This is a genomic window from Mesorhizobium sp. WSM3862 (genome assembly GCF_002294985.1).
Taxonomy (GTDB): Bacteria; Pseudomonadota; Alphaproteobacteria; order Rhizobiales; family Rhizobiaceae; genus Mesorhizobium.
This window is the reverse complement of sequence record NZ_NSGE01000006.1, coordinates 401291-423975: the sequence shown is the minus strand read 5'-3', so window position 1 is coordinate 423975 and position 22685 is coordinate 401291. Positions and strand designations below refer to the sequence as shown.

The 22685-nt window shown below is 61.2% G+C and carries 19 protein-coding genes, 1 tRNA gene and 1 pseudogene; 5 read left to right on the top strand and 16 right to left on the bottom strand.

Annotated elements, in window-relative coordinates; all coding sequences use genetic code 11:
- From CK224_RS21315 to CK224_RS21305, 3 genes are all read right to left on the bottom strand, one after another.
- Positions 1–851, bottom strand: an 851-nt coding sequence (locus CK224_RS21315; RefSeq protein ID WP_141245846.1) for a hypothetical protein, incomplete at its 3' end; no start/stop codon positions are given.
- 519 nt (positions 852–1370) lie between these two features.
- The gene (locus CK224_RS21310; protein WP_095783106.1) at positions 1371–1946 is read right to left on the bottom strand and encodes a hypothetical protein; all 576 of its coding nucleotides are present in this window, start codon (positions 1944–1946) and stop codon (positions 1371–1373) included.
- Positions 1947–2400: 454 nt separating this feature from the next.
- Positions 2401–3006, bottom strand: coding sequence for a recombinase family protein (locus CK224_RS21305; RefSeq protein ID WP_095783105.1), 606 nt, complete (start codon positions 3004–3006; stop codon positions 2401–2403).
- A gap of 248 nt (positions 3007–3254) precedes the next feature.
- Here CK224_RS21305 and CK224_RS31410 point away from each other — a divergent pair, with 248 nt between their 5' ends.
- Positions 3255–3425, top strand: a complete 171-nt coding sequence (locus tag CK224_RS31410) for a hypothetical protein (RefSeq protein ID WP_176477978.1) — start codon at positions 3255–3257, stop codon at positions 3423–3425.
- Positions 3426–3496: 71 nt separating this feature from the next.
- Here CK224_RS31410 and CK224_RS32380 read toward each other — a convergent pair whose 3' ends face one another.
- Positions 3497–3631: a hypothetical protein gene (locus CK224_RS32380; RefSeq protein WP_280952271.1), complete on the bottom strand. Its 135-nt coding sequence runs from the start codon at positions 3629–3631 to the stop codon at positions 3497–3499.
- A gap of 214 nt (positions 3632–3845) precedes the next feature.
- On the opposite strand from CK224_RS32380, the gene CK224_RS21300 reads away from it, so the two are divergent.
- Positions 3846–4715 (top strand): hypothetical protein, encoded by an 870-nt coding sequence (locus CK224_RS21300; RefSeq protein ID WP_095783104.1) that lies wholly within the window; start codon positions 3846–3848, stop codon positions 4713–4715.
- A 661-nt stretch (positions 4716–5376) separates the two neighbouring features.
- Here CK224_RS21300 and CK224_RS21290 read toward each other — a convergent pair.
- Entirely contained in the window at positions 5377–7143 is a 1767-nt protein-coding gene (locus CK224_RS21290; RefSeq protein WP_095783102.1) for a hypothetical protein, read from the bottom strand.
- A 101-nt stretch (positions 7144–7244) separates the two neighbouring features.
- Positions 7245–7319, bottom strand: a tRNA-Thr gene (locus CK224_RS21285).
- A gap of 1253 nt (positions 7320–8572) precedes the next feature.
- On the opposite strand from CK224_RS21285, the gene CK224_RS21275 reads away from it, so the two are divergent.
- On the top strand, positions 8573–9019 hold the full coding sequence (locus CK224_RS21275; protein WP_141245231.1) for a hypothetical protein: 447 nt from the start codon (positions 8573–8575) through the stop codon (positions 9017–9019).
- An 806-nt stretch (positions 9020–9825) separates the two neighbouring features.
- On the opposite strand, the gene CK224_RS21265 is transcribed toward CK224_RS21275, so the two are convergent.
- The 6 genes and pseudogenes from CK224_RS21265 to CK224_RS21245 all read right to left on the bottom strand — a co-directional run bounded on the left by CK224_RS21265 (position 9826) and on the right by CK224_RS21245 (position 16358).
- Positions 9826–10131, bottom strand: a complete 306-nt coding sequence (locus CK224_RS21265) for a hypothetical protein (protein WP_141245845.1) — start codon at positions 10129–10131, stop codon at positions 9826–9828.
- A gap of 237 nt (positions 10132–10368) precedes the next feature.
- Entirely contained in the window at positions 10369–13959 is a 3591-nt protein-coding gene (locus CK224_RS21260) for a CheR family methyltransferase (RefSeq protein WP_095783099.1), read from the bottom strand.
- Entirely contained in the window at positions 13913–14968 is a 1056-nt protein-coding gene (locus CK224_RS21255) for a chemotaxis protein CheB (protein WP_245426072.1), read from the bottom strand. Before CK224_RS21255 ends, CK224_RS21260 begins: the two co-directional genes overlap by 47 nt.
- 283 nt (positions 14969–15251) lie before the next feature.
- Positions 15252–15608, bottom strand: a pseudogene (locus CK224_RS31995) (SOS response-associated peptidase family protein); the annotation flags it as partial.
- Positions 15609–15776: 168 nt separating this feature from the next.
- Positions 15777–15953, bottom strand: a complete 177-nt coding sequence (locus tag CK224_RS31405; RefSeq protein WP_176477977.1) for a hypothetical protein — start codon at positions 15951–15953, stop codon at positions 15777–15779.
- Positions 15954–16007: 54 nt separating this feature from the next.
- Positions 16008–16358 carry a hypothetical protein gene (locus tag CK224_RS21245; protein ID WP_095783097.1) on the bottom strand — a complete coding sequence of 117 codons (351 nt, stop codon included), beginning with the start codon at positions 16356–16358 and terminating at the stop codon, positions 16008–16010.
- 1486 nt (positions 16359–17844) lie between these two features.
- Here CK224_RS21245 and CK224_RS21235 point away from each other — a divergent pair.
- The gene (locus CK224_RS21235) at positions 17845–18294 is read left to right on the top strand and encodes a MucR family transcriptional regulator (RefSeq protein WP_095783095.1); all 450 of its coding nucleotides are present in this window, start codon (positions 17845–17847) and stop codon (positions 18292–18294) included.
- A 21-nt stretch (positions 18295–18315) separates the two neighbouring features.
- On the opposite strand, the gene CK224_RS21230 is transcribed toward CK224_RS21235, so the two are convergent.
- The 3 genes from CK224_RS21230 to CK224_RS21220 all read right to left on the bottom strand — a co-directional run bounded on the left by CK224_RS21230 (position 18316) and on the right by CK224_RS21220 (position 21772).
- Complete coding sequence (locus tag CK224_RS21230) at positions 18316–18684, bottom strand: nuclear transport factor 2 family protein (protein WP_095783094.1); 369 nt, start codon at positions 18682–18684, stop codon at positions 18316–18318.
- A 423-nt stretch (positions 18685–19107) separates the two neighbouring features.
- Positions 19108–21303, bottom strand: a complete 2196-nt coding sequence (locus CK224_RS21225; protein ID WP_095783093.1) for a xanthine dehydrogenase family protein molybdopterin-binding subunit — start codon at positions 21301–21303, stop codon at positions 19108–19110.
- Between the two features lie 13 nt (positions 21304–21316).
- The gene (locus CK224_RS21220; RefSeq protein WP_095783092.1) at positions 21317–21772 is read right to left on the bottom strand and encodes a (2Fe-2S)-binding protein; all 456 of its coding nucleotides are present in this window, start codon (positions 21770–21772) and stop codon (positions 21317–21319) included.
- A 170-nt stretch (positions 21773–21942) separates the two neighbouring features.
- Between CK224_RS21220 and CK224_RS21215 the strand changes: the two genes are divergently transcribed.
- A complete protein-coding gene (locus tag CK224_RS21215) occupies positions 21943–22350 on the top strand; it encodes a hypothetical protein (RefSeq protein ID WP_095783091.1) in 408 nt (135 codons plus the stop codon).
- Here CK224_RS21215 and CK224_RS21210 read toward each other — a convergent pair.
- Complete coding sequence (locus tag CK224_RS21210; protein ID WP_095783090.1) at positions 22335–22553, bottom strand: PAS domain-containing protein; 219 nt, start codon at positions 22551–22553, stop codon at positions 22335–22337. The genes CK224_RS21215 and CK224_RS21210 overlap by 16 nt on opposite strands.
- Between the last annotated feature and the right edge of the window lie 132 nt (positions 22554–22685).

The following is a 22685-nucleotide window of genomic DNA, read 5'->3' as shown; positions in this document are numbered from 1 at the left end:
CGAACTGCTTGCAGGATCGACAAAACAAGCCGCACTCGGGCCTCCTCTGCTACGAGAAAGCCTCTCAAGAATCCTTCTTTTGCGGCTTGGCAATAGCCAATCAACTTATCTGCGATTCCCCTGACCATGAAGCCGTCCACGTCCTTCTCCAGGTTCCGCTTCAGGGCTTCATTGCGTTCCGACATGAGGGTACCCCAAAGGGCCTCGTAGTCGATGTCCCTGCCGGTCGCGCGGGCGTCACCTCCGGCCTTGCTGATGTGGTCGGTCATCGAGGCACCCGTGGCGGCCAAGGCTCCCCCGTAGACGGTATCGGCGCGGTCCTTGGTGAAGTTCGCGTAGCCGCCCGAGAAGATTTGCTCCAGGTGCGGGTTGAGGCCGGCCAGGACCTCGGGGTCCGTATCCTCCCCGACATGCTCCTTGAGGAACGTGCCGACGAACTGCTTGAACTTCTCCGGGTCTCCCGAGTTGCGGTCGGGCCACTGGTTGTAGGCCACGTCGAACTGGTCGATGAGCTGGCGGCCTCGGACATCGCCCTGGGTCGCCTTGTACCACTTCATGTAGGTGGTGGACTCGTGCGGAGGTATAAGTCCCCGCTTCACAGCCTCGTCCTGGCCCTCGCCGTTGTTGAGGTATGAGTCCCGGATGGCCCGCTGCTTATCGGCCTCGTCGGTCTTGGCCTTGCGCTTGGCCATGAAGGAGCCCAGGCCGTCATCCAGCCCGGCGAGACCCTCGGCCAACTGGTGGAGGCTGCTCGGGGCCGGATCGGCGGGGCGGACGTATGTGTTGACCGGGGCGGCGATGCCCTGGAGTGCGGAGGGCGCGGAGATTTCGCGCACGGGTGCTCGTGTCATGGTTGGCGTTGTCCTTTCTGGAGGAGAGGCTGGGCGCTGGTTGCGCAAAGTGGTTTCGACGCTGCCGCGTCTTCATCAGCGGGAGGGCGTCACTCCCGGACCGTTTCCGGTCTCCCGTCCGGTTCACCACCGTCCGTTTGTCCTAGCGCTCTTCACGCTTGGGAGGCGGGCGCTTTATCCTTGGCGGCCCATATCCCCCTCGCCGTCTTCATGGCGTGGGGCATCCTTGTACCGTGCCCAAATAGAGGGCGACTCCCCGGACGCTTGTCTGGGGCATATCCTGGAGCCCACCCTGTAAGTGATGGCGGCCCATGAGTATTGTACGAGTTTTGGGAGCGAGGTATTTTGATATACGTCCTTCAAATAGCGAAAGACGCTCGGATGTTCAATATCAAATCATAAATGCCGTTGAATAATTCTAACCAGTGGCAGAGTTACTAGAAGAACTACTTTCTGCGCCGGAATGATTTCAATGGGTTGCCCGGCTGCATTCCGCAAACCATGCCACTGGCTCCGATCTTAGCTCGGGCTAGCGATAAGCGGGAAAAGGGCCTCGTCCACCAGAAGCGAGTACACCTCAGTAGCCGCTAGCTGCCTCCGCCGCATCAGCTCGCCAGCCACGCATTCTGCTGCTGCGCACATACGCCGCTCCTGGAGCAGCCGCACCGTCGCGGCCTCATACTGCCGGTATCGAGCTAGGGTCTCCAGATCGTCGGCCTCTCCATGCTGGGTCTTGATGATCGACACGGCGTCCTCATCGTCATCGATGCCATGAGGTCGGAAGGCGGGGCGGGTGATAGCTCGCCATACGTGCTCATCGGGCCGGCGTGGCTCCAGGCGGCGGTGGACGCACTCCGCCAGGTAACCGGCCAGGGAGACCGCAATGCACTCCTCGGGGGTGGCTGGTCGCATCGGCAACAGTCTCCATCTGGCGGGCGGCCCTAGGCGAAGCTCTTTGATGGACCACCAGTAAAGCAGGGCCACGACCGCTCGGCCCGCGAGGCTGTAGGCGGCATGACGCTCGGCCCTCTCGGCCTCGGCAGCCAGGGTCTCGACCGTGGGGTCCGGCACTGAGGCGATCCCGTGGATCACCATCCAGTCGCCCCTTGAAGCCAGGTTGCGAATGGCCTCGGTCTGGGCGGCCGTCAGTCTGGCAATCGGTATTTTCTCCGCCAGGTTCCAGCGAAGTCTATGCCCTGTAGCCCACTCCAGCCAATGCTTGGGGCAGAGCCCTTCGCGAACCTCCGGGCGCTGGCAACGTCGGCACTTGGTGCGAGGTGGAGGACCTAGGCGTGGAGGAGCGTCAGAAGCCGGGACGGGGGTCGCGGCTACGAGGGCGCGAGATACTTCGGATAGAGGGGCATCGACCGAGAGCTTGGATATGGCACCGAGTTGCCGCTGAGTTAGCTGAGTGCGCGGCAGCTCCCGATGCTATTGGGCAACCTCCAGCCTTTCCGCACACTGAGACGATAGTGGAACTGGCAGTATCCGGTCGGGTCGGGGCGCTGCCGGCATCCCTTGAGGAAGCAGTCACCCCGCCGTCGCCGCATCAGTCCGCCGCCGTTCCTGCCTGTGCCCTGAGTATCCTGAAGACACTCGCTCTGCCGATCCCCAGCTCCTGGGCGATGGCGTCCCCGGTCTTACCCTCTGCCTTGAGCCTGATCACCTCGGCGGCCTTGCGCTTCGCGGTGGGAGCCCTCCCCTTGTACTTCCCCTCGGCCTTGGCCTTGGCGATGCCCTCCCGCTGCCGCTCCAACATCAGCTCCCGCTCGAACTCCGCGATGGAGCCCAGGAGGTTGAGCATGAGCTTGCCTGTGGGGGTTCCGGTGTCGAGGTTCATCGCGAGGATGCGGAGGGCGACCCCCTTGGCCCGGAGCCTGGCGGTGATCTCCACCAAGTCCGCCACGGAGCGGGCCAGCCGGTCGAGCTTGGTGACGATGAGGGTGTCCCCCTCTCGCACGTAGTCCAGGGTCCTCTCCAGCTCCGGTCTGTTGGCGGCCACGGAGGACAGCTCCTCGCGGAAGACCTTGGCGCACCCGGCTCCGGTGAGGTCCCTTAGCTGGGCCTCAAGCCCTGCCTTCTGGTCGGTGGTGGAGGTGCGGGCGTAGCCGACGAGCTGGCCGGCTCCGGTAGGCGTAGTCGCTGGGGTCTTCATCGCGAGGGCTCCTGCTGGGATCACTGGACTCTTTGACCCTCTGATCCAACAGTCTCAAAATGTCAATACCCATTCTTATGATACGCGTTTGCACACAGTCCTCGCGGACTCGCTAGGGCAAGCCCTATTGATACGCACGGAGTGTCGTCCCCTGACGGGTGGCCGCTATTGTATCACAAAGTCTTTGACTTCTATGATCCTATTGGTACTATGAAGCCCTAGACGCAACCAACACACGGAGCCTGAAAATGTCCCATGCCGAAATGCACCGCCTGCCGCCCCGCGCCGCAATCGCCTTTGCGCTCGACCGCCTTCAGGATTGGGAGGTCGCTGAGTTCCTGAGGGAATGGCGCGAGGGGAAGCCGCTGGGGCCGTGGGTTGCGGCGGTAGAGCAGGATCAGCAGATGGCGGCGGCATAGAGCAGGCCCTGGCACAACAAAGGCCCTCAGTGGTGACACTGGGGGCCTTTCCTTTTGGGTCCGCTGGGCTGCTAGATGAGCCGGAGTAGCGCGGCCCCCAGCACCGCAGCGAACGCCACCACGCCGCCGAGAGTGAGCGCCCGCGTTCGGCGCTCAATGGCTTCCCTCAGGCTGGCGATGTCCGCCTTGGTGGCGACTTGATGCATGGCCCCTCCCGGCGTTCCCAGTCCGCTGGCCCTTCGCGGGCGGGAGGAGTGTAGCGGAGTCTGGGTTCCTGTCACCCCCACCGGGGGGAAACCCGCGAGCTGTCTCGTAAATTGGAGCCCTCGCGTGAGCGACCCCTTGGCACGATCCGGCTTCCCACCTTGAAGTGCGAGCGCTCGGCCAATAAGAAAGGTAGATGTCATAGAGGGAGGGGATATGGCAAATCTTGAAGTGACTGGCATCAAGGAAGACACGCCAGCAATCTTGACGCTTACAATTGATACTTATGGCCCAGCAACCGCCGAGCTGGCGGGGGAACTGCTTGTCGATATCTCCAGGGCTTATCGGGCTTTCACTCGGCGTCTATACGGACCCCGCGTCGACAGCCGCCTTGTAGTCGATCGTATACGAGTTAGCTCGATCATCGCCGATCTGATCGCCGTCGCATCCGCGCTCGAAACACTTTGGGACCAGCGTGAACTCTTGGGAGCCTTTGCGGCCCATCTTAGTGATGCGGCGGGGATATTGACCGGGAAGGCGCTCGCGAAGTCACTGGAAAGTGTTCCTAGGGAGACCCAAGCTTTTTTCAAAAGGGTCTCATCCGACATCACGGCGCACAAAATTAAGGGAACAACCATTCAAATCAATGGCGATGTAAACGCGCCGATCACAATAAATATCCAGCAGCCCGAAGCGCAGGACATCAAGAAGACGCTGAAAGCCAGAAAGCGCAAGCTGAAAAAGCCCGGTGACCAAGGCGGGGACAGCACAAAACTGCCGATGTGGGATGACCTACTTCAAAGTGGTCCAAAAATGTTGGTCCCTCGCCCCTCCGGGTTGCCCGTCGCTGCTGATGGGCTGACCTATGCTGGCGGCGGCGGAAAGCTTACCACGTTCTTCGTAGACGGGCGATGGTATGGCCGGCTGGAACATGGATCAGGGACTTTGCTTCCTTTATTCGCCGACAGCTTCTGGCTTGAATGCAAACCGGTCGATGGCCAGGAATACTTGTGGCAAGGAGTCGTTGTCAGTGATCCTCGCGGGTCTCCGGCAGCCGTCCGTGTGACATCGCTGAGAGCTATCTAACCATCTGGAGGGGAGCTTGACGGTCAAAGAGCGTCACCGCTCGCTCCGCCCTGCCGCCTCGATCTCCGACTGTCGCCCCACGCGCCGAACTCTTGTATGCTTACCAGAAAGACGGAGCGATGATGATGCCAATCTACGAGAAAGAGTTCTATCGGAGGGGCCTGGCTTGGGGGAATCATGTAGCTTGGACGTTGCGGTTCGACAGTGATACCGGCGCATTGCGCGTGCTAGTAACGCGGTCCTCAAAAGCTGATTGGAGGAATGACGAATTGACTCCCGGCAAGTTCCTCGCATCTGGCAATGCGCGAGCCCGCATTATGTTCAAGCGCACGTTATCCTCGCTTATCGTTGGGGCTGGCCTAGAGGAAGTTAGCCCTGACGCCTCCCGAGCCTCGCCGACGTAATCGGCAACCATGGCCCCTGCAAAGCGGCCGGAGTAGGCTATGCTGACCTTCATACTGTGAGGGGTGAAATGGATTGGGCCTGGAGCTGGTGGGTTTTTGTCCCCGCCGTCGTTGTCTTTAGTTTTTTCAGCATGTTCTCCCGTGGCGCTATGAACGCGCAGAACGTTTCCCGTCATGGACAGGAAGCCGACTATCGGAACGATGTAGGCGGTGCGATGCTGGGATGCATAGTTGCGGGAACAGTCTATGCCGCAATCCTAACTGCCGTCGTTGGATTCTTCATATAATTTCATCGAGACATTGCCCAGCAGCGGATCGATCTTGCGAATCTCCGCCGCGAGCCCAGGCAGCATGACATCAGAGGAGCCGTATTTGGCGTGGACGGCCTGGGTGGAGTGACCCGCGAGATACTCCGCCGCACTCCCCTCAAGCCCATAGCGACGGGACAGGCCGACGAACAGGTGGCGCAGGCCGTGGTTTGGGGACAGCCCAGGCCTCACCAGACCCACCGCCTTGCTCCGCACCCACCGCCCGATGAGGGAGGTAGCGCCATCCCTGAAGAGCTGGCCTTCAGGAGCCGCCTCCACCCACACCAGGAAGCCCTCGGCCTGCAACGCCGGATGGACTGGGATGCGCCTCTCGCTGTTTGCCGTCTTCAGGGAGCGCTTCCCGGCGCTGGTCACCTTAAAGAACCAGAGGCCCTCCGCCTGAAAGAAATCAGACTTCCGCAGGGTGTTCGCCTCGCTGATCCGCAGGCCGGCATAGAGGCACAGCCAGGGCAGCCACCGCTTGCTTGCGTCCTCCTCCCTCCGAGCCGCCAGCAGAACCGTCCGGGCCTCCTCCATGGTATAGGAGGTCTCGTCTGCCGGCTTCTCCATATAGCTGGGCAACTCCACTTGCCCCGAGATGGTCTCGGCCTGGGCCATGGCGTCCCGGTGGTCGCGCTGCTTCTTGCCCCAGTTGATGATGGTCCCGATGGCCACCAGCCTGTCCGCAATGGTACGGTTTGAGACCCCAGCCTCCTCCTGCATGGAGTCCAGCCAGGCCTCGACCTCCCGCACCGTCACCGTGGCGGCATTCTTTGAGTTGCGATGAGCGGCGAAGGCTTCCGCTATCCGCTTGTACTTCTTGACCGACTTATCGGGCATCGGCTTGGAGCCCTGCCCCGCCTTCTTCTTGGTGACCTGGGCGTCAATGATCGCCTCGAAGGTGACCCCTTTGGCACTCGCCCCCTTCGGTCCCGACGAAGGAGGAGCCGCCTGCTTCGCATCGGCGACCCAAGCCGGTTCGCTAAGGTCCCCCGATAGACGCGCCTCAAGGCTTGCCGCCAACCGCCCCTTAGCACCCATTCCCTCAAGGCCGACCAGGAACCGTGACCATTCATCCGCCGCCGTGATGCCCGCCGCCCCCAGGTCTTCAGATATGGCCGAGCCCCGCGCGTCTTCCATCATGGCGAGTCCGACTGCGCGGAACTCGGGGAAGCACCACGGAAAGCCCGTGCCGTCGCGGACATCTTGTAACGCCTTGGCCCGCTCAATAGGCCCGCCATCAAGCAGCCGCCGAGCACTGGCAATGCCTTCCAGCCGGGCCGCCTCCCGTGCCTCTGGTGACAAGGCTGCGAGATGGATTCTCGTGGTGTCAGATGGAACGAAGACCGGGCGAGAGAAGGAGCCGTGGGCCGCAACGGGGGCATCCAGCGGATTATCCTTAAAGGCCTCCCACCGCCGAGCGGCCCCAAGCGCGGCCACCCTCACCGCGTCCATCTGGCTAAGGCTTTGCGGGCCGTGGTCTAGCAGCGCCTGCCAGGCTTCCAGGAGCCGCTCCCAAGCATCCAGCCGTTCGCGGTAGACGCGTGTTGCTTGGCTTCGATCCCGCTCCCCAAGCGACTTGGTGAACTCCTGGCTTCCGCCGATCCCGGAGGCCCCCAGTTTCAGCAAGTCGTCGCGCCGATCCCAGAGCCGCTGCGGGATTCGGAACTTGCCCTGCCAAACCTCAGAGCCCTTGCGCTTGGATAGACCCCGCATTCTCCACCGACTTCCAGCCATCTCAGAGCATATTCCCATAACAGTCCGCATTGGCGGAAGCCACGGAAAACCCTAAGTTTTTGATGCTGCTTCGGAAAATCTGGTGCTGCGAGAGAGGATTGAACTCTCGACCTCTCCCTTACCAAGGGAGTGCTCTACCACTGAGCTACCGCAGCAACGGGCGTCTGAATAACCGCAGACGCCTTGAATTGCAAGGCGTAGCGGCCCCCTTTCACACCCTGCGCCGTTTCGGCCCGATGTTGCCAATGTGGTTCCAAACGGGCTCGGCACGTGCTCCAGCCTACACCGGTCGGCCGAGAGCTACACCGCTTTTGTTGCCGGATCGTTGCCAATCTGGATGCGAATTGAAATAGAGCCCCGTACAGAGGTTTTTCGCACCCCCGCCCTTCACTCACTACCTGCGAAGGCCTTCGCGCGCGTCCTTGCCCTGTCCCCGTGGCGAATGCATGCGGTTTCGAGAATTGGCCTACCCCTGATTTGTGGCGCGCCGATACAAGGCGTACCTGCGAACGACCTTGTCGAGAGTCCGGCTCGGAGGGGAATAACAAATGTAAATGTGGATGGGGGTGATCTACGCCACAATGAGCCAGGGCCTATCGCAACGCAGTTTGCTGATCATATGGCCCCTTGTCTTCCGACGACCGTCGACACACCCTGGTCCCCCGCCCCGCTCGGCGGTCGTCTTCTTGTTGAGCGACGACGCACCAGCGCTGCTCAGGGCCGGAACCTTTCCGTGTGCCAGACGATCTTGCCGTCGACCTTCATGGGCTTGTGGATCAAAAGATGCTCGGGGTGAACCTCGACCAGGTACCTTGATCTCCGGCTTGCACCGACTGCAGTCGAACCTTAGGCGGAAGCGATTGGCGCCCCCCGCCGTAAACCATCATGAGGTCAGCCGATCGGCGGTAGCGCACGTTTCGGCAGGCGCATTCCACCTTCAAAAGCATGTTGTGCCGAGTCGCTTTGGCCAGCGTCGATCCTCTTCAACTCCCTGGAAACCGGCCGGGGCATCTGAGCCACCTTGTCTGGTCCGAATGGTTTGTTTGTACAGCCAAGAGAGCGCTTTCCGGTGAGCTGTCCGACTATGCCGTCGCGATCTCCTAGGCCACTCTCGCCACCGCTACAGCAAGCGCGATCGGGTCGGGATGGCGGCAGCCTGATAATTGCCGGCTCGGTGTTGTATGCGCCGCTGCGGTGACATGACAAGAGCTCCCTAGATTGCTCGGCCAGTCTGGCGCTCTCGGCAATTGTAGCGCGGGTCTGGTCAATCAGATCTCGGTTCCGCATGTCCTGCTGGCGGAGTTCGCTCAGTAAGCGATGGGTATTTTCCGTCTCCATTGCCTCCATCCGACGGGCACCAACAAGATGAACAGCTACGGCCCGGGCTGGATGTAAGCGGGCAACAGCCTTGCCTGCATTAACCTTTGTGACTTGCGCCTCAAAACCGCAACGGAACGACCTGGGGGATTTCGCGTTGTGGGCGATGCTTCTCCACGACCACATCAGCATGGCGCGACGCCACGTCCGACAGGGCGAGCGGCATATCGCGCTTCAGCACGAGCGGATTGCCTGCCTAAGGACCAGCAGGCTGCCGACGGAGGATGCATTGAGGTTCCTAAGCCTGTTGGAAGAGGTTCACGCATTGCAGAGGGAGCACCTGTCGCGACTGCTATCGAAATCGGCCCCTTCGAAAGCAGTCTCGGAGCTTTCGCCGAAGACGCAGCTGGTGGCGGGCCGGAATGACGTGATTGCGATTCCTGAGCCCATTGTCGGGCTCGGGCTGGACCTGGAGCAAGCGCTTAAAGAAATCTTGAGCGAGTCGGCCGCCAAACCTTCCAAGGTCAAACTTCACTAGCCGCTGGCTCTCTCCTCGGCGTTGCAGAAAGCGGTGCTCGCTTCAGCCTGCCTTCTCAAGTTCTTCGAAAAGCTGGTGACGGTCAGTTACACCACGTCGGAAAATACCTATGACGTTGAGCGCGACCCTTTCGCGTTCAGCCTCGCGTTCGATCAGTGAATTGAGCAGTGATCGCTCACTGCCTTTGCTAGAATGCTGATTTCGGCAGGCTCAATTATGCCGTACGCCAGCATGCCCACGTTCCTGAGCGGGACAGCACTATGAAGGCTCTCACACATTCGTTCACCCTCTACGATGGTGGCCAGGGCCACCCAGGCGTCTCCAAGGCTCTCCCCATTCCAAACGACTTCGAACCGATAATGCGGCATACCCTATCGTGATCTGCGCCAGACCAGCCCGCATTCAAATTTGAGGGTCAGGAGAAGTCCGGCGGTTCCATTTTTGGTGGCCGGTTACGTCCTCTGCGGGGATGGTCTTTCGGGCTGGTGTCGGGCGAATAGGTCAGCGTGATACGCTTGCCGCCGCACTTCGCGGCGTTCATCTTCGGCCGGAGAGCGTCAGGGCCGAGGCGATCGGGGGGCGCCGGATATCAAGCTTCTGATGGCGATAGCAGTCGAGACAGCCGGGCGGTGACGGACATTCGCTCTTCGATCAGCTCTTGCGGCGTCCAGCGGTTGCCCATGCCCAACTGATGTAGGCTGCGACCATCCAGACCTCCAGGGTTAGGTCCTGCTCCGCTTGGAGAGGGAGCGCCATGGGCCTAACGCAAGGTCATGCTGGTACAGCGTACATACATGCCTCAACCCCTAGTGCTGATCCCCCTCAGCGCTGGGGCTTTTCGATTCAGCCTGACCTGATATCAGTTCCCAGTGGGCGACGTGCTCCGCTTGCGTTTTCATGAACTTGCGCAGGAATTCTTCGGCCTCCTCTGTCGGATGCCCATCCCGTGCAAGCTTTTCTATGAGAGCGCGCTGGCGGGCGATTATTGCCTCGCCTTCGACGAGTGCCGCAGCGAAGTCTCGCCGTTGGCTCTCGGGGAGTTTCTTGTCCTTGTGAAACGCTGATTTTAGGATTTCGGCATCCATTGCCGACAAGGATTTTGAATTCGCCATGTTGCCCTCATTGCGGGGGCGAAGACCATTCGCCGCGAACGAGCGGAGTATATGTCTACACGATTAATTTCGCGAGTCCTTATGAAGAGGAAGCGTCGTACCGGCCTGTCCTGATTATATTCCTATCGCACAACCAGATGCTGCCGGGTCGACTTGGCTTTTGAGCCCTGCGGCGTTTGGGCCATGTCCGCGCAGTCCGCTATAAGCGCGCCAAGTCGGCTAGTGGAGCGCTCTTGTTCATGCGTGGCCGGGCAAGGGCTCGAAGGCTTCTGTTCGGGCAAGGGGGATTTCAAGCAGGCACTCCAGGCCGGTGGGCCGGAAGTTCAATTCGACACTCCCCCTCAGCTCGTACTCCAAACTCTGCTGAATGAAGGCGACTCCAAAATTCCTGCGGGATGGTTCTTCCACGGCCGGACCGCCGACTTCTTTCCAGCTGATCGACAGCATGCCCGGCTTCACAACGACCCAGGAGACTTCGACGCGGCCGGTGTCGACGGAAAGCGCGCCATATTTGGCGGCGTTGCTGGCAAGCTCGAAGAACACCATGCCGAGCGCCGCCGCCGTTGCCGCATCGAGATGAAACGGCGCCCCATGCAGGACGAGGTTCTGGCGTTCTGTGCTGTTGTAGGGCGAAAATGTCGCCCTGAGCAGCTGCTCGAGGTCGGCGTCGCCCCAATTGTGGGACGACAGGACCTCATGCGTGCGCGCCATTGCGTGCAGTCGCTCATGGAACGAGGTCGCGGATTCGCCCATTGAGCTTGACGAGCGGATCATGCGCGAGGTCAGTGCGGTGATCGTGGCTAGGATGTTCTTCACACGATGCTGCAGCTCGTGAAGCAGCCTCTCCTGAGCGCGCTCGGCCTCCTTATGGTTCGAGACATCGACCAGGGCCGCAATAGCGCCCCGAACCCTGCCGGACTCGTCAAACAGCGGATTGGCCGACATCATCACGTCGATGCTTGAGCCGTCCCCCTGCGCGATTCGGGCTTCGTAGCCGGGGACGGGCTTGCCCGTTCGCATCGCCTTCTGCAAGGGCTGGTCGTTCGCTTCCACCGCGGCGCCGTTGATCATCAGTGGGAGCCCGGCCGGCACAGTGGTCAGCTTGCCGTCGGCGGCGCGCCGGCCGGCGAGCTCGGCCGCGCGGCGATTGGCGCGGATGGCATCCACGTCGTCGTCTTCGGCGATGAAGATGCCGACAGGCACAAGGTCGAGAACAGTCTCCAGACTTTCGAGGCGGTTGCGCAGGTCGTGCGACAGCGCACCGATTTTTTCTTCCGCCAGCGAAACCCGGGTGACGTCAACGAAGGTGACGACCACGCCGGCAATGACATTGTCGACCGTCCGGTAAGGCATGACGCGCATGATATAACGCTTGCCGCTTTCGGTGCCTTGGACCGGCCTTTCTACTGTTCCCAGCCGCTGCAGCACCTGCTCCATGTCGGGCTGCAGCCCGTCGGCGGCAAAGCGGGGCCGCACATGCGCGAGCGGCCGGCCGACATCGCTTTCGACCAGCCTGAACAGATCGCGCGCCGCCGGAGTGAAGCTCTTGATGCAGAGGTCGCGGTCCACAAACACTGTCGCGATCTGTGTGCTTTCGAGAAGGTTGGACATGTCGTTGTTGGCGCGAGTGAGCTCGTCGACGCGGATGTTGAGCTCGGCATTGATGGTCTGCAGTTCCTCGTTGATCGATTGGAGTTCTTCCTTCGAGGTCTCCAGTTCCTCGTTGGACGACTGCAGCTCCTCGTTGATGGAAGACAGCTCCTCGTTGGAGGATTTCAACTCCTCGTTGGAGGATTCGAGCTCTTCCGTCGTGATCTGCAGCCGTTCCCTGGTTTCCCGCAGCTCTTTTTCGAGCTGACTGACATTGGCGCTTTCGACATCGTCGGTCGTGTGGACAGGCTCGTCTTCTGCCTCCGCCTTGATCCCGCCGATATCGCGGAAGACCAGCATGTAGAGCGGATCCGAATTGCCGTCGACCGGCAGCGGCTGCACGGCGAGGCTGATCGTCTGGCGTCCGCCATTGGTGCCGATGCTGATCTTGTTCTGCACCGCCACCTGTCCGGTGCTGACGGCCTTGTGTAGCGCAGCGCGCAAATCCATGCGCAGCCCACGACGGGCCATTGAGAAGACGTTGTGGTCGGGCGCGCCGGCGGCAAGTTCCAGATATTTGCCTGTCCCGCCCGAGCTGTGCATCAGTTCGCCCGCCGCGCTGACGACCACATAGGCCGGCGCATAGCGCTCGACCAGCAAGCGCTCGGCAATCTCCTGCAGGGTTCCTGTCGTTGCGCGCGGGCGTGTGCTCGGAACAGCCTGCCTGGCCGCGGCGGCAAGCGGGAATTCGGGCAGGCGCTGGCCGACCCCGCTGCGCTTCTGGAAAATGCGGGTCGGCTTGTCGATGGTCGAGAACAGGCGCACATGGCGCGTGACGTTCTCGGACGAGCCGAGGAAGAGATATCCGTTGTTGCGCAGCGCATAATGGAAGATCGGGATGATCTTCTCCTGCAGCTCCGGCCCCATATAGATCAAGAGGTTGCGGCAGGCGATGAGGTCGAGCTTGGAAAACGGCGGGTCGCGCAACAGATTGTGCGCCGAGAACAGACAGGCTTCCCGCAACTCAGCGGAAACGCGATATGTGCCGTCCTCGCGCGAGAAGAATTCCTTCAGGCGCTTGGGGCTCACGTCACTTGCGATCGTTGCCGGATAGCGTCCGGCCCGGGCCACTTCAAGCGCGCGCTCGTCGATGTCGGTGGCAAAGATCTGCAGCTTGGGCGAGGCGGCGCCGCGCGGCGCGTTCTCCCTCAAGAGCATCGCGATCGAATACGCTTCCTCGCCCGTGGCGCAGCCAGGCACCCACACCCTGATCGTCTCGTCCGGCTTGCGGCCCTCGAAAAGCTTCGGAATAACCAAGCTCTCTAGGGTATCGAAGGCCTGCGGGTCCCGGAAGAAGCTGGTCACGCCGATGAGCAGGTCCTGGAACAGGAGATCGACCTGCTGCGGCTCGTCGCGCAGCCGCTCGTAGAAAGCCGTGGGATCGTGGATCTGCAGCACCTGCATGCGGCGCTGGATGCGCCGCAGGATCGTATTGTCCTTGTAGCCGCTGAAGTCATGGCCGGTACGCATGCGCAGCAGTGCCGCGATCCGCGAAAGCTGTTCGGCTACCTCGCGCTTGCGGCGGTCCCGTTCGGTTTCATCGCGGTTGGCGTGGCTGAAATAGCCGACCAGCTTTGCAGCCATCTCCTCGGCCGGCAGCACCACGTCCACCAGCCCGCTCTGCACGGCGCTGCGCATCATGCCGTCATATTCGGCGCCCTGCTGCGCCAGCGTTAGGCCGCCATGTTCCTTTATTGCCCTCAACCCGATCGTGCCGTCGCTGCCGGTCCCGGACAGGATCAGCCCGGCCGCCTGCTCCGACTGCTCCTGCGCCAGCGAGGTGAAGAAATCGTCGATCGGCGTCCGCTTTACGCGCGTGGCGGCCATCTTGGCCATGTTGAAACGCTGTCCCCGGATGGTCACCGAGACGCCCGGCGGGATGACGTAGATGTTGTTCGGCTCGACTTCCGCGCCTTCGATCGCGGTCTGCGTTTCGATCGCGGTGGAGCGCTGGATGATACTCGCGAGCACACTCTCATGCTCGGCATCGAGGTGTTGGATCACGACATAGGCAAAGCCGCTGTCGGCCGGCACTTCCGGAAAGAACTTCTGCAACGCCGCGATGCCGCCGGCCGATGCGCCGATGCCGATGACAGGGAACAGCGCGGGCTCTCTCTCACTCTGGCGCGGGCTAGTCCGTGCCTTCCTTGTGCTTGCCTTCCTCGCCGCCTGCGCCATTGCCTGCTACCTGTGTCCGCCTGCTTTCCAGGATGCGCTCGATGACAGAGGCATCCGCTTCGTATTCCCTCGCCCGCTTGCCGAACTCGCTGGCGAGTTGGGAGCGATGTCGCGTCTTTTCCCGCTCGGCCATGCGCCGGGCAAACTCCGCCCGCTGCTGATGCGACCGCAGCAGGCTCCACAGGATCTCGTCCGCCTCGATCGCCTGCGCCTCCATGATCGCATCGGCGGTGAAAGCGTGCCCGGTATGGCACCGATAGCGCAGCATGTCACCGTCTTCGATCTCCCACAGCGGCCCGTGGCATTCCGGGCATGTAAACATCGACAATTGGCCAAGTCGATCTGCTTTTTGCATGGTCGAATGCTCCTGTGCCGCGATCGCGGCCTCCAGCCTGACCCTTGGCGGGGCCAGCAAGGTTTCGCCCGCCGGCTCGGCCGCCAGCCTCCCCAGCAAGCCGCCAAGCTTGGCGGCGGGTTCGCAAAGATCGATGTCGACATAACGCAGCGCGCTTTCCACCATGGAAGGCACCAGCGCATCCTTGGGATGCTGGATCACCGCAAGGCCGCCGACCGCCTTGATCGCCCTCAGGCCGGCGGTGCCGTCGGAAAGCGAGCCCGACAGCAGCACCCCGATCACGCTGGCGCCATAGCTTAACGCTGCCGAACGGAACAGAGGGTCTACCGCTGGCCGGGCGAGGTTCTCGCGCGGGCCGCGGCGCAGCATCATGTGATCGTCATGCAGAAGAAGATGGAAGCCGGGCGGCGCCACATAGATGTTGCCGGCCTTGAAGGACTCACCGTTCTTGGCGACGGAGACCTTCAGCGCTCCCGCCCGGTCGAGAATTCCCGGCAGATAGCTGACCTGGCCGACATGAAGCACGATAAAGACGGCCGCCGGCAGATCCGCAGGCAAGTCGCTTACGATCTTCTTCAGCGGCTCGACGGCACCCGCCGAGGCGCCGATGACGATGATGCAGCGGTTGCGCGCCTTGGCTCGCCGCGAGTTCATTGCGTTCTCGCGGCCGGGTGACATTTCTTTGCGGAAGTTGGCCATGTCGACCTGGGTTGCGCCCCACCTCCCATAAGTCGGTCAGGCAGACTCGGTTCCATGGGGAGACGCGGTGCGGGGGAATACCGGCCTATTTTCTTCATTAACTCGCTCCGGCATTGATGCAGACGGCGCGCGGGTCTAGCCGCCGGTGTCGATCAAGGCGTTGCCGACGAAATGTCCCAGTGTAGAGCAAGGATCCGGATTCTGTCGCTGAGCTCGGGGTAGCTCTCGATCCGGCTCAATAGGCCGGCGGCTTGTTGCCGGCCGCTTCGCGCAAAGCCCCGCGATTGCCATGAACGGAGAGCCGTTGAGCGTAAAGCGGTGCTTCGCCTTCGGGTATTTCGTTCCGGTGAACTCGAAGAATGCCGATGCCGGCACAAGACAGCGCCTGCTGTTTGCGAATTGTCGCCCCTCCGACCGAAAATTAAACACCGGCCCGAGCGGAGGGCGGCAAGCTGAATGTGATCCAGGCTAGCTCGATTGCATCGCCGGCAACGCGCACTATCGGAGCGGGGTCGTTGATGCGGATATCGTCAGCTGGAGGGAGGTCGAGCTCGGTCTGAAGGCTGGGGACCTGCAAAGCGAGCGACTCCATCATGCGTTCAGCCCAAGCGATGTGCTGCTCGTAATCGTTGCAATACCCAAACGCCGGAACGCTCGCTCTCAGCCGAACTTTCCGTTGTGGCCAGGCAATCGAGGCAGGCCCGCCGTGGCAGACAATGCGCGCGGGTGCTCGGAGTGTCCAGCCGCTACCGAGGCCCGGTGGTTAGACCGGTTGGGCCTCGCCGGGCGCGATCTGACTATCGCGGATTGCTTGGATTTCCAGTCGGACGCGCTGCGCCCGTTCCCGCTCAATCTTGACGGCAGCCAGTATCAGCTGGCGCTCGGCGCGAAGCCGGAGCGTCTCGCTGTAGACAGACAGGAAATAGCCGGTGTCGTCCATTGTCCGAACCCACTTTGGCGACCAACGGATGGAAATGGCCTGTGTTCCACCCAGTTATCCGCCAACGCGGGATGCAGGCCGCTGGCAGTTGTCCGTCATTTTATCAAGACCAAGCCGCATCATCTGGGCTTCGGCAAAGTTAAAGGCTGCCACCCGCTCCCTGAATGAGCTGGTGATCGTGCCTACACCGCATTCCTCTACCACGACGCGCCATCCATCCTTGGTTCCAGATATCGAGACCGCGTTCCCGGTGATAAGGGGGCTTAACCGGTGCGGGTCAATCAGCGGCCTGGTTTCACGCAATTTCTGACGGGAACGGTCGATAGCTTCCCTTGTCTGGGCGACCAGCCAAAAGTCGTTGTTATAGAGTGTGCGCGGGAAGGGATTGACAGGGTCATCGGACATAGCCGCCTCCAGTCGCAGACGGGAGCTGTCTCTCAGCCGCCGATATCCATTGGCTGTTACCGGCGGTGCGCATAAACTTACAGGAACCGCGTTCGGTTCCCGACTATTTTATCAAATTGGCTTGTGAAGACCTGATTGCTGGAAGGGCAAGCGCCCGCTCGCGGGAGGGTCGAGCGGGCTCCGTCGCTGCTTATCAGACGGCTCGGATAGAACTGGGACACCAACCGTGCCGCCGAGTCCATAACCGCTTACACGTCGCGATGTTCCCCGTTCAGACAGAGAAGTCGGAGAGACTGCGCCGGCCCAACCTAGGACAGGGCGGACCCGGCCTATCGCGGGTGGGTGGGGACGTAGGATCAAGCCGGGCCTCTTACCCGTTACGAGCCGGGGCAGAGATGCATTATGCGGCGTCTTTGCAGCGAACTGACATTAATATTCTAAGGCTTAGCTAATAAACAGCCCGCCCCGCCGTTAGATGAGCGCGTTCCACCACAGCCAACTGTGCGCCAAGGTCCCTCCTCGGCAGGCCGGGCACGCCATATCTAGGCTGCATCGTGCCGCTCCGCCTTTGCCAGCAGCCGCGTCAGGTGCTGTTCGTGAAGCTCCTGCATGCTTTCGAGAAGTTCGAGGAATTCAAGCGCCTTGGTGATGGGCGATTCGAGCGTTCCAATTGGTCTATGTGCTCCCGCTGCTGGGCGATGTGTCGTCTACCCAGGCTAACATGCCCGCGCACCATGCGGATGTCATCGGCAAGAGCCATTGACTGTAACGGTATCACGCATGCCGCGTTCTTGCACTGATTCCGGCAAACAAGAGCCCGCTCGCCTGAGGGGGGTCGAACGGGCTCCGGGGGAAATGCCCCCACGCGGCGCGGTGAACCTTGGCCGGGGACACACGCCGCGACACCCAACGGGATGGTTGATGGAATTGTTCCCTTCCGCCTGATGCGACCGAAGTCGGAGGAACTGGCGCTTTAGTCCCTGCCCTAAAACCTTCGCCTCGCTCCATCATCTGATAGAGCCGGCGAACATGTGTCCCTTCGTTTGGCGGCATGAGAGAGTGGATAGATGCCCGCCATTCCGTTGCTTGGGTGACGGGCATCTCTCGTGAGAAACGAGTACCGCGTAATGGCCAAGGACCCCAGCGCTGATCACCGCTCAGTGCTGGGGCCGCTCATTCTGTTCGATGACAACCGGCGCGCCCGATTCAATCTTGATCTTCATAATCGGGTGCCCGCCGACGTCGCGGATTGTGCAGAGCAGATCTCGGCTCTCGTCCGTGGGATCGTGCGTCCCCACAACGAGTCTGGTCGCGATTTCGCAGCCTCGAAGCCCCTGCGGCTCGAGACGTCACCGTCACCCACGGGCCGCACCACGGGCAACTGGTGCGTAGCAATGGCGTCGTTTAGGTAATCCTCGCGCTGTTGCACTTGGCCAAAAACCGGCTAAGAGACTTCAGCTATTGTTGCCGCGATCGGAGATACTGCATGCCCGAAGAGATTGAGAACAGCCGAAGCCAATTGATCGAGCTCACCGCCGACATCGTGTCCGCCTACGTGAGCAATAACCCCGTGCCGGCTGCCTCGCTCCCGGATCTTATCGCGAGCGTGAATTCGTCGCTCTCGAAGATCGGAGGACCGGCTGCACCCGAGACGTCCGTCCAGTCGCCAGCGGTCAACCCGAAGCGGTCGGTGTTTCCCGACTACATCATCTGCCTCGAGGACGGGAAGCAGTTCAAATCGCTGAAGCGGCATCTTGCGCTGCACGGCCTGACGCCAGACGAGTACCGCGAGAAATGGGGTTTGGTGCGCGACTATCCGATGGTGGCGCCGAACTATGCGGAGCAGCGGTCAGCGTTGGCAAAGGCGAGCGGGCTCGGCAGGAAGGCGCCCGCCGAGCCCGTCAAGAAAGGCAGCGCGAAGCGGAAGGCCAGCTAACCAAGAATCAGGGCGGAGGCATCAACCGACGGTGTCAGTACTGTTCAAACTGCACATCCGGATCAACCAGCCTCCTCCAGCCTGGCGCTCAAAGACACTGAGCGACGTGCCGTTGCCAACAGACTCCCCTTCCGAGTAGGCGGCTAGTGTCCAGGCAAGGTTTTCCGAGCTGCCTACTTCGATCACCTGAAGGGTCTTGTTGGGACCGGCATGCTGAACCCAACTGCCGTGCAACGCCTCTATTGCGGGTCGGCCGCGTGCCGGCGGCCCGTACGGTGAATGCACTTCTGCGTCGTCGGTGAAGATAGCAGCGCAGCCGGCAGCATCCCCCGATCGATAGGCGGCAACATATAGGTCCCAAATCTCCTGTAGGTCGTCTCGGATCGACATGGTCTCCTCCTTCGCTGCCCGACGCAGTTTAGCGATAGCTAATGCTTGCGACTAGGGCCGTCGGAAGCCCTCATTCATCCCGCCAGATCACCCGCTTCTCCCGCCAGATCTGCACCAGGCGCCGAAAGCGGATCGTGTGGGCCTGTTCGCCAGTTGGATGGAGTAGCTGCGGGCTCATGCCACTCCCGGCTCTTGCACTGCTGGCAGTGGACCGACCGGAGCGGCGCTTCGTGCGATCATGGATCGTTGTCGCGGATGATCCGCCATACAAATGCTAATAAGGTCGGCAGCGATATCCGCGCCGAGATGTTCTGTCGGAGCAGCCGTCGGCTACCCCGCGCAGGAATTGGGCGCGGTTCCGTGTCATAGTCTGCAATGGCACTGTTTGGGAACTGCCCCAAGGCCAAATTCCTATGCCCTGATTTATTCCGGGAGCCTTAAATCGCTGCTCTCAATCGGCATCTTGCGGATGCGTTGTCCAGTGGCGGCAAAGATCGCATTGGCGACGGCCGGGACGATCGCTGAGGTTCCCGCTTCGCCCATTCCACCTGGCGCTTCGGTGCTGGGAATGATGTAGACCTCCACAGCCGGAGCTTCGTCAATCCGCAGAATTTCATATGCATCGAAGTTGGACTGCTCCACCCTTCCCTGCTTGACGGTTATTTCCCCATGGAGCGCAGCGGTGATGCCGAACATAATGGCACTTTGGATCTGCGCCTCAATCGTGTTGGGATTGACTGGAACTCCACAGTCGACAGCGCACACCACCCGTCTGACTCGGATCTTCCCGTCCTTCGAAACTTCGACTTCCGCCACCTGTGCGAGGTAGCTGGCAAACACATTTTGCACCGAGGCGCCGCGACCGACACGGTCGGGCAGTTTTTCCCCCCAACCCGCCTTTGCTGCTGCCAGTTGCAGCACGGCCTTCGCGCGAGGCGCTTTGTCGAGAAGGGACAGCCTGTAAGCTACGGGGTCCTGTTTCGCGGCAGCGGCAAGCTCATCCATGAAGCTCTCCGTCACGAAGACGTTGTGAGATGGCCCGACGCTACGCCAAAAGGCAGTCGGTATGCCCGGAGGCTCCGCCCGCACGTATTCGACATGGAAATTAGGTAAGTCATAGACGAGATTGATCGCACCTTCGATGGTATCGGGATCGAGCCCGTTCTTGAACGCTGGAGGGGCCCATCTTGCGATGATTGAGGAACCGGCAAAACGATTGTTCCAGGCGATCGGCCTCCCTTTTGCGTCGAGCGCGGCTGACAGCCGGTCGACGAACATTGGACGATACATGTCGTGTTGAATGTCTTCCTCGCGCGTCCAGACGACCTTCACCGGACCATCGACATGTTTGGCGATCTCCACGGCACGAGCGACGCCATCGACTTCGAGCCTGCGGCCGAAACCGCCACCGATCAGGTGATTGTGCACGACGACCTGATCCAGGGGCAGGCCCGCTACCTCCGCGGCGACGGCCTGAGCTCGACCGAGGACCTGACTGCTCACCCAGATTTCACAACCATCATTGCGCAGGTGGACAGTGCAATTCATCGGTTCCATCGTCGCATGCGCCAGAAACGGCACATGGTAGCTCGCTTCGACTTTGACAGCGGCGTTTGCCATCGCGGCATCAATGTCGCCGGCAGTCGCAGCAACTACACCTGGATCTACGACCGCCTGCTTAAGCATGTCAGCGAGTGCTTCCGTAGTCAGAGCGGCGTTGGGTCCGTCATCCCATTCAATCACTAGCGCATCGAGGCCCTTTTTCGCCGCACCCATGTGGTCCGCCACGACCGCGACGGCGTCGGCGAGCCGAACGATTTGTCGTACACCTCTGACCGCCTTTGCCGCGGTGTCTTCCACGCTTTTCACGCGACCGCCGAAGACAGGCGATTGCGATAGCGTCGCAATCTTCACGCCCGGTGGGCGGGCGTCGATGCCGTAAATGGCAGTGCCATCGACTTTCGCCGCCAAGTCCAGTCGCCTGGCCGGCGTGCCGATCAGTTTGAATTCTTGCGGCTTCTTCAGTGTAACGTTTTCCGGAACCGGCATTCGGGCCGCTTCCGAGGCCAATGCACCGTAGCTGAGACGTCGTCCCGTAGCCGCGTGGACCACTTCTCCATGCTCCGCATGGCAACCGGTGGGATCGACGTCCCAGCGCGTTGCCGCCGCCGAAACGATCATTTCACGCGCTGTCGCTCCGGCCTGGCGAAGTGGCTGCCAGGCTCCGCGGATCGCATTGGAGTTGCCTGTTGCCTGCACCCCAATCAGCGGGTTGGCATAGAGCTTCTCATTGGGCGGTGCATGTTCCAGACTCACCTGCTTCAGATCGACTTCCAACTCTTCAGCAATCAGCATCGGAATGGATGTATAGGTCCCCTGGCCCATCTCCACGTAAGGCATCGTCAGTACGATCTGCCCGTTGTTGTTGATACGGATAAAGGCATTGGGCGAGAACGTCCCGGTATCGGCTTGCGCCGCTTCGCCGTTACCCAGCGGGAGACTAAGACTGAGAACTAGGCCTCCGCCCACAGCCGCCGCTGCCCGCAGGAAGTTGCGCCTTGAGATGTCATTTACGTGACCCGATCCAGCGGAAGTTCGGGGTAAGTTGGGACTGATCATGTGAGCGCCCCGTTCAGCTTGCTGCAGCTAGCTTGATTGCATCGCGAATGCGGATGTAAGTGCCGCATCGGCAGATGTTCCCCGACATCGCGTCATTGATGTCGGAATCTGCCGGGTGCGGATTATTCGCGAGCAGTGCGGCTGCGGACATGATTTGCCCAGACTGGCAGTAACCGCATTGCGGCACCTCGAGGTTTAGCCAGGCGCGTTGAACCTTGGCGCCTGCCTCGGTCATGCCGATCGCCTCGATCGTAGTTATCGAGGACTCACCGATACTGTCGATCGTGGTGATGCACGACCGCACTGGCTCGCCGTCGACATGCACGGTGCACGCACCGCAGAGTGCCATGCCGCATCCGAACTTCGTGCCTGTCATGCCGAGTACATCGCGCAGCACCCATAGGATCGGCGTATCACCGTCGACATCGACTTCATGGGACTGGTCGTTGACTTTGACAGTGAACGGCATAGCTGTCTCCCGAGCTTTCGTCGCCAGGGCTGATTGCCTGGCATATGAGAGCATGCAGCGGGAGAGCGTCCTCGATCGATTATACAATGGTGTCGGCGATACGTTGGTCTCATTCCGGCGGGATGCCGTGGGGTGTAGAAGAATTGCGTCGCGCCTTCTGGAGAGAGCTGATGCATCCGCTACGAAAGTTGCGAGAATCTGGTCGGCCTACGCCGGCTCAAGTACGTGAGTTGCTTGCCGACAACATCGTCTTCAACAGTCCGATCCTAGCTCGACCGATCGAGGGGCGCGAAGCCATTGCGGCAATTTTTGCTCAGTCGAGCTCAACGCGCGGATCTGGAGCCTACACGACTGAGTACAAGATTGATGAGCGCACGACCTTCTTGCGCTGGGTAGGAACCATGGATGGCCACAAAATCGAGAGCCTCGAGGTCATCGTGGACGATGAGCAGGGCAAGATTGTAGAGCGCACAATTGCTCTTCGCCCCTACCCGGCGGTGAAGCTGTTCCGCGATGCCATGTATGCAGCGCTGAAGGACAAGCTGCCGGCCGATGTTTGGGACTACCCGTCGCACTGACATGATTGCAGGCCTAGGCGCCATCTTCCTGCGCCGTTGTCGGGGTGGACTGCGGCCTGGCAATCCCGACCCCGAACGTCGTCGGGACTTGAACCTACGTACTCGGACCACCAGCGGTTGACCGAGTCAACGCGACCCTCGGGGTCCGCGGTCCATACCATGGCCGGCAACTCTTCCACGACGCGGTCGAGACCGATTCTCATTCGTATCCCTTCTCGTCAAAGGACTATGAGCCAGTCCAGAACTTCATTCCATTGTGCTTAGGTGTCGGTGGGGCGCAAGATGGCGCTCGGGCCGGTCGAGCGGCACAAAGCTGACGACCCGCACAGGAAAAA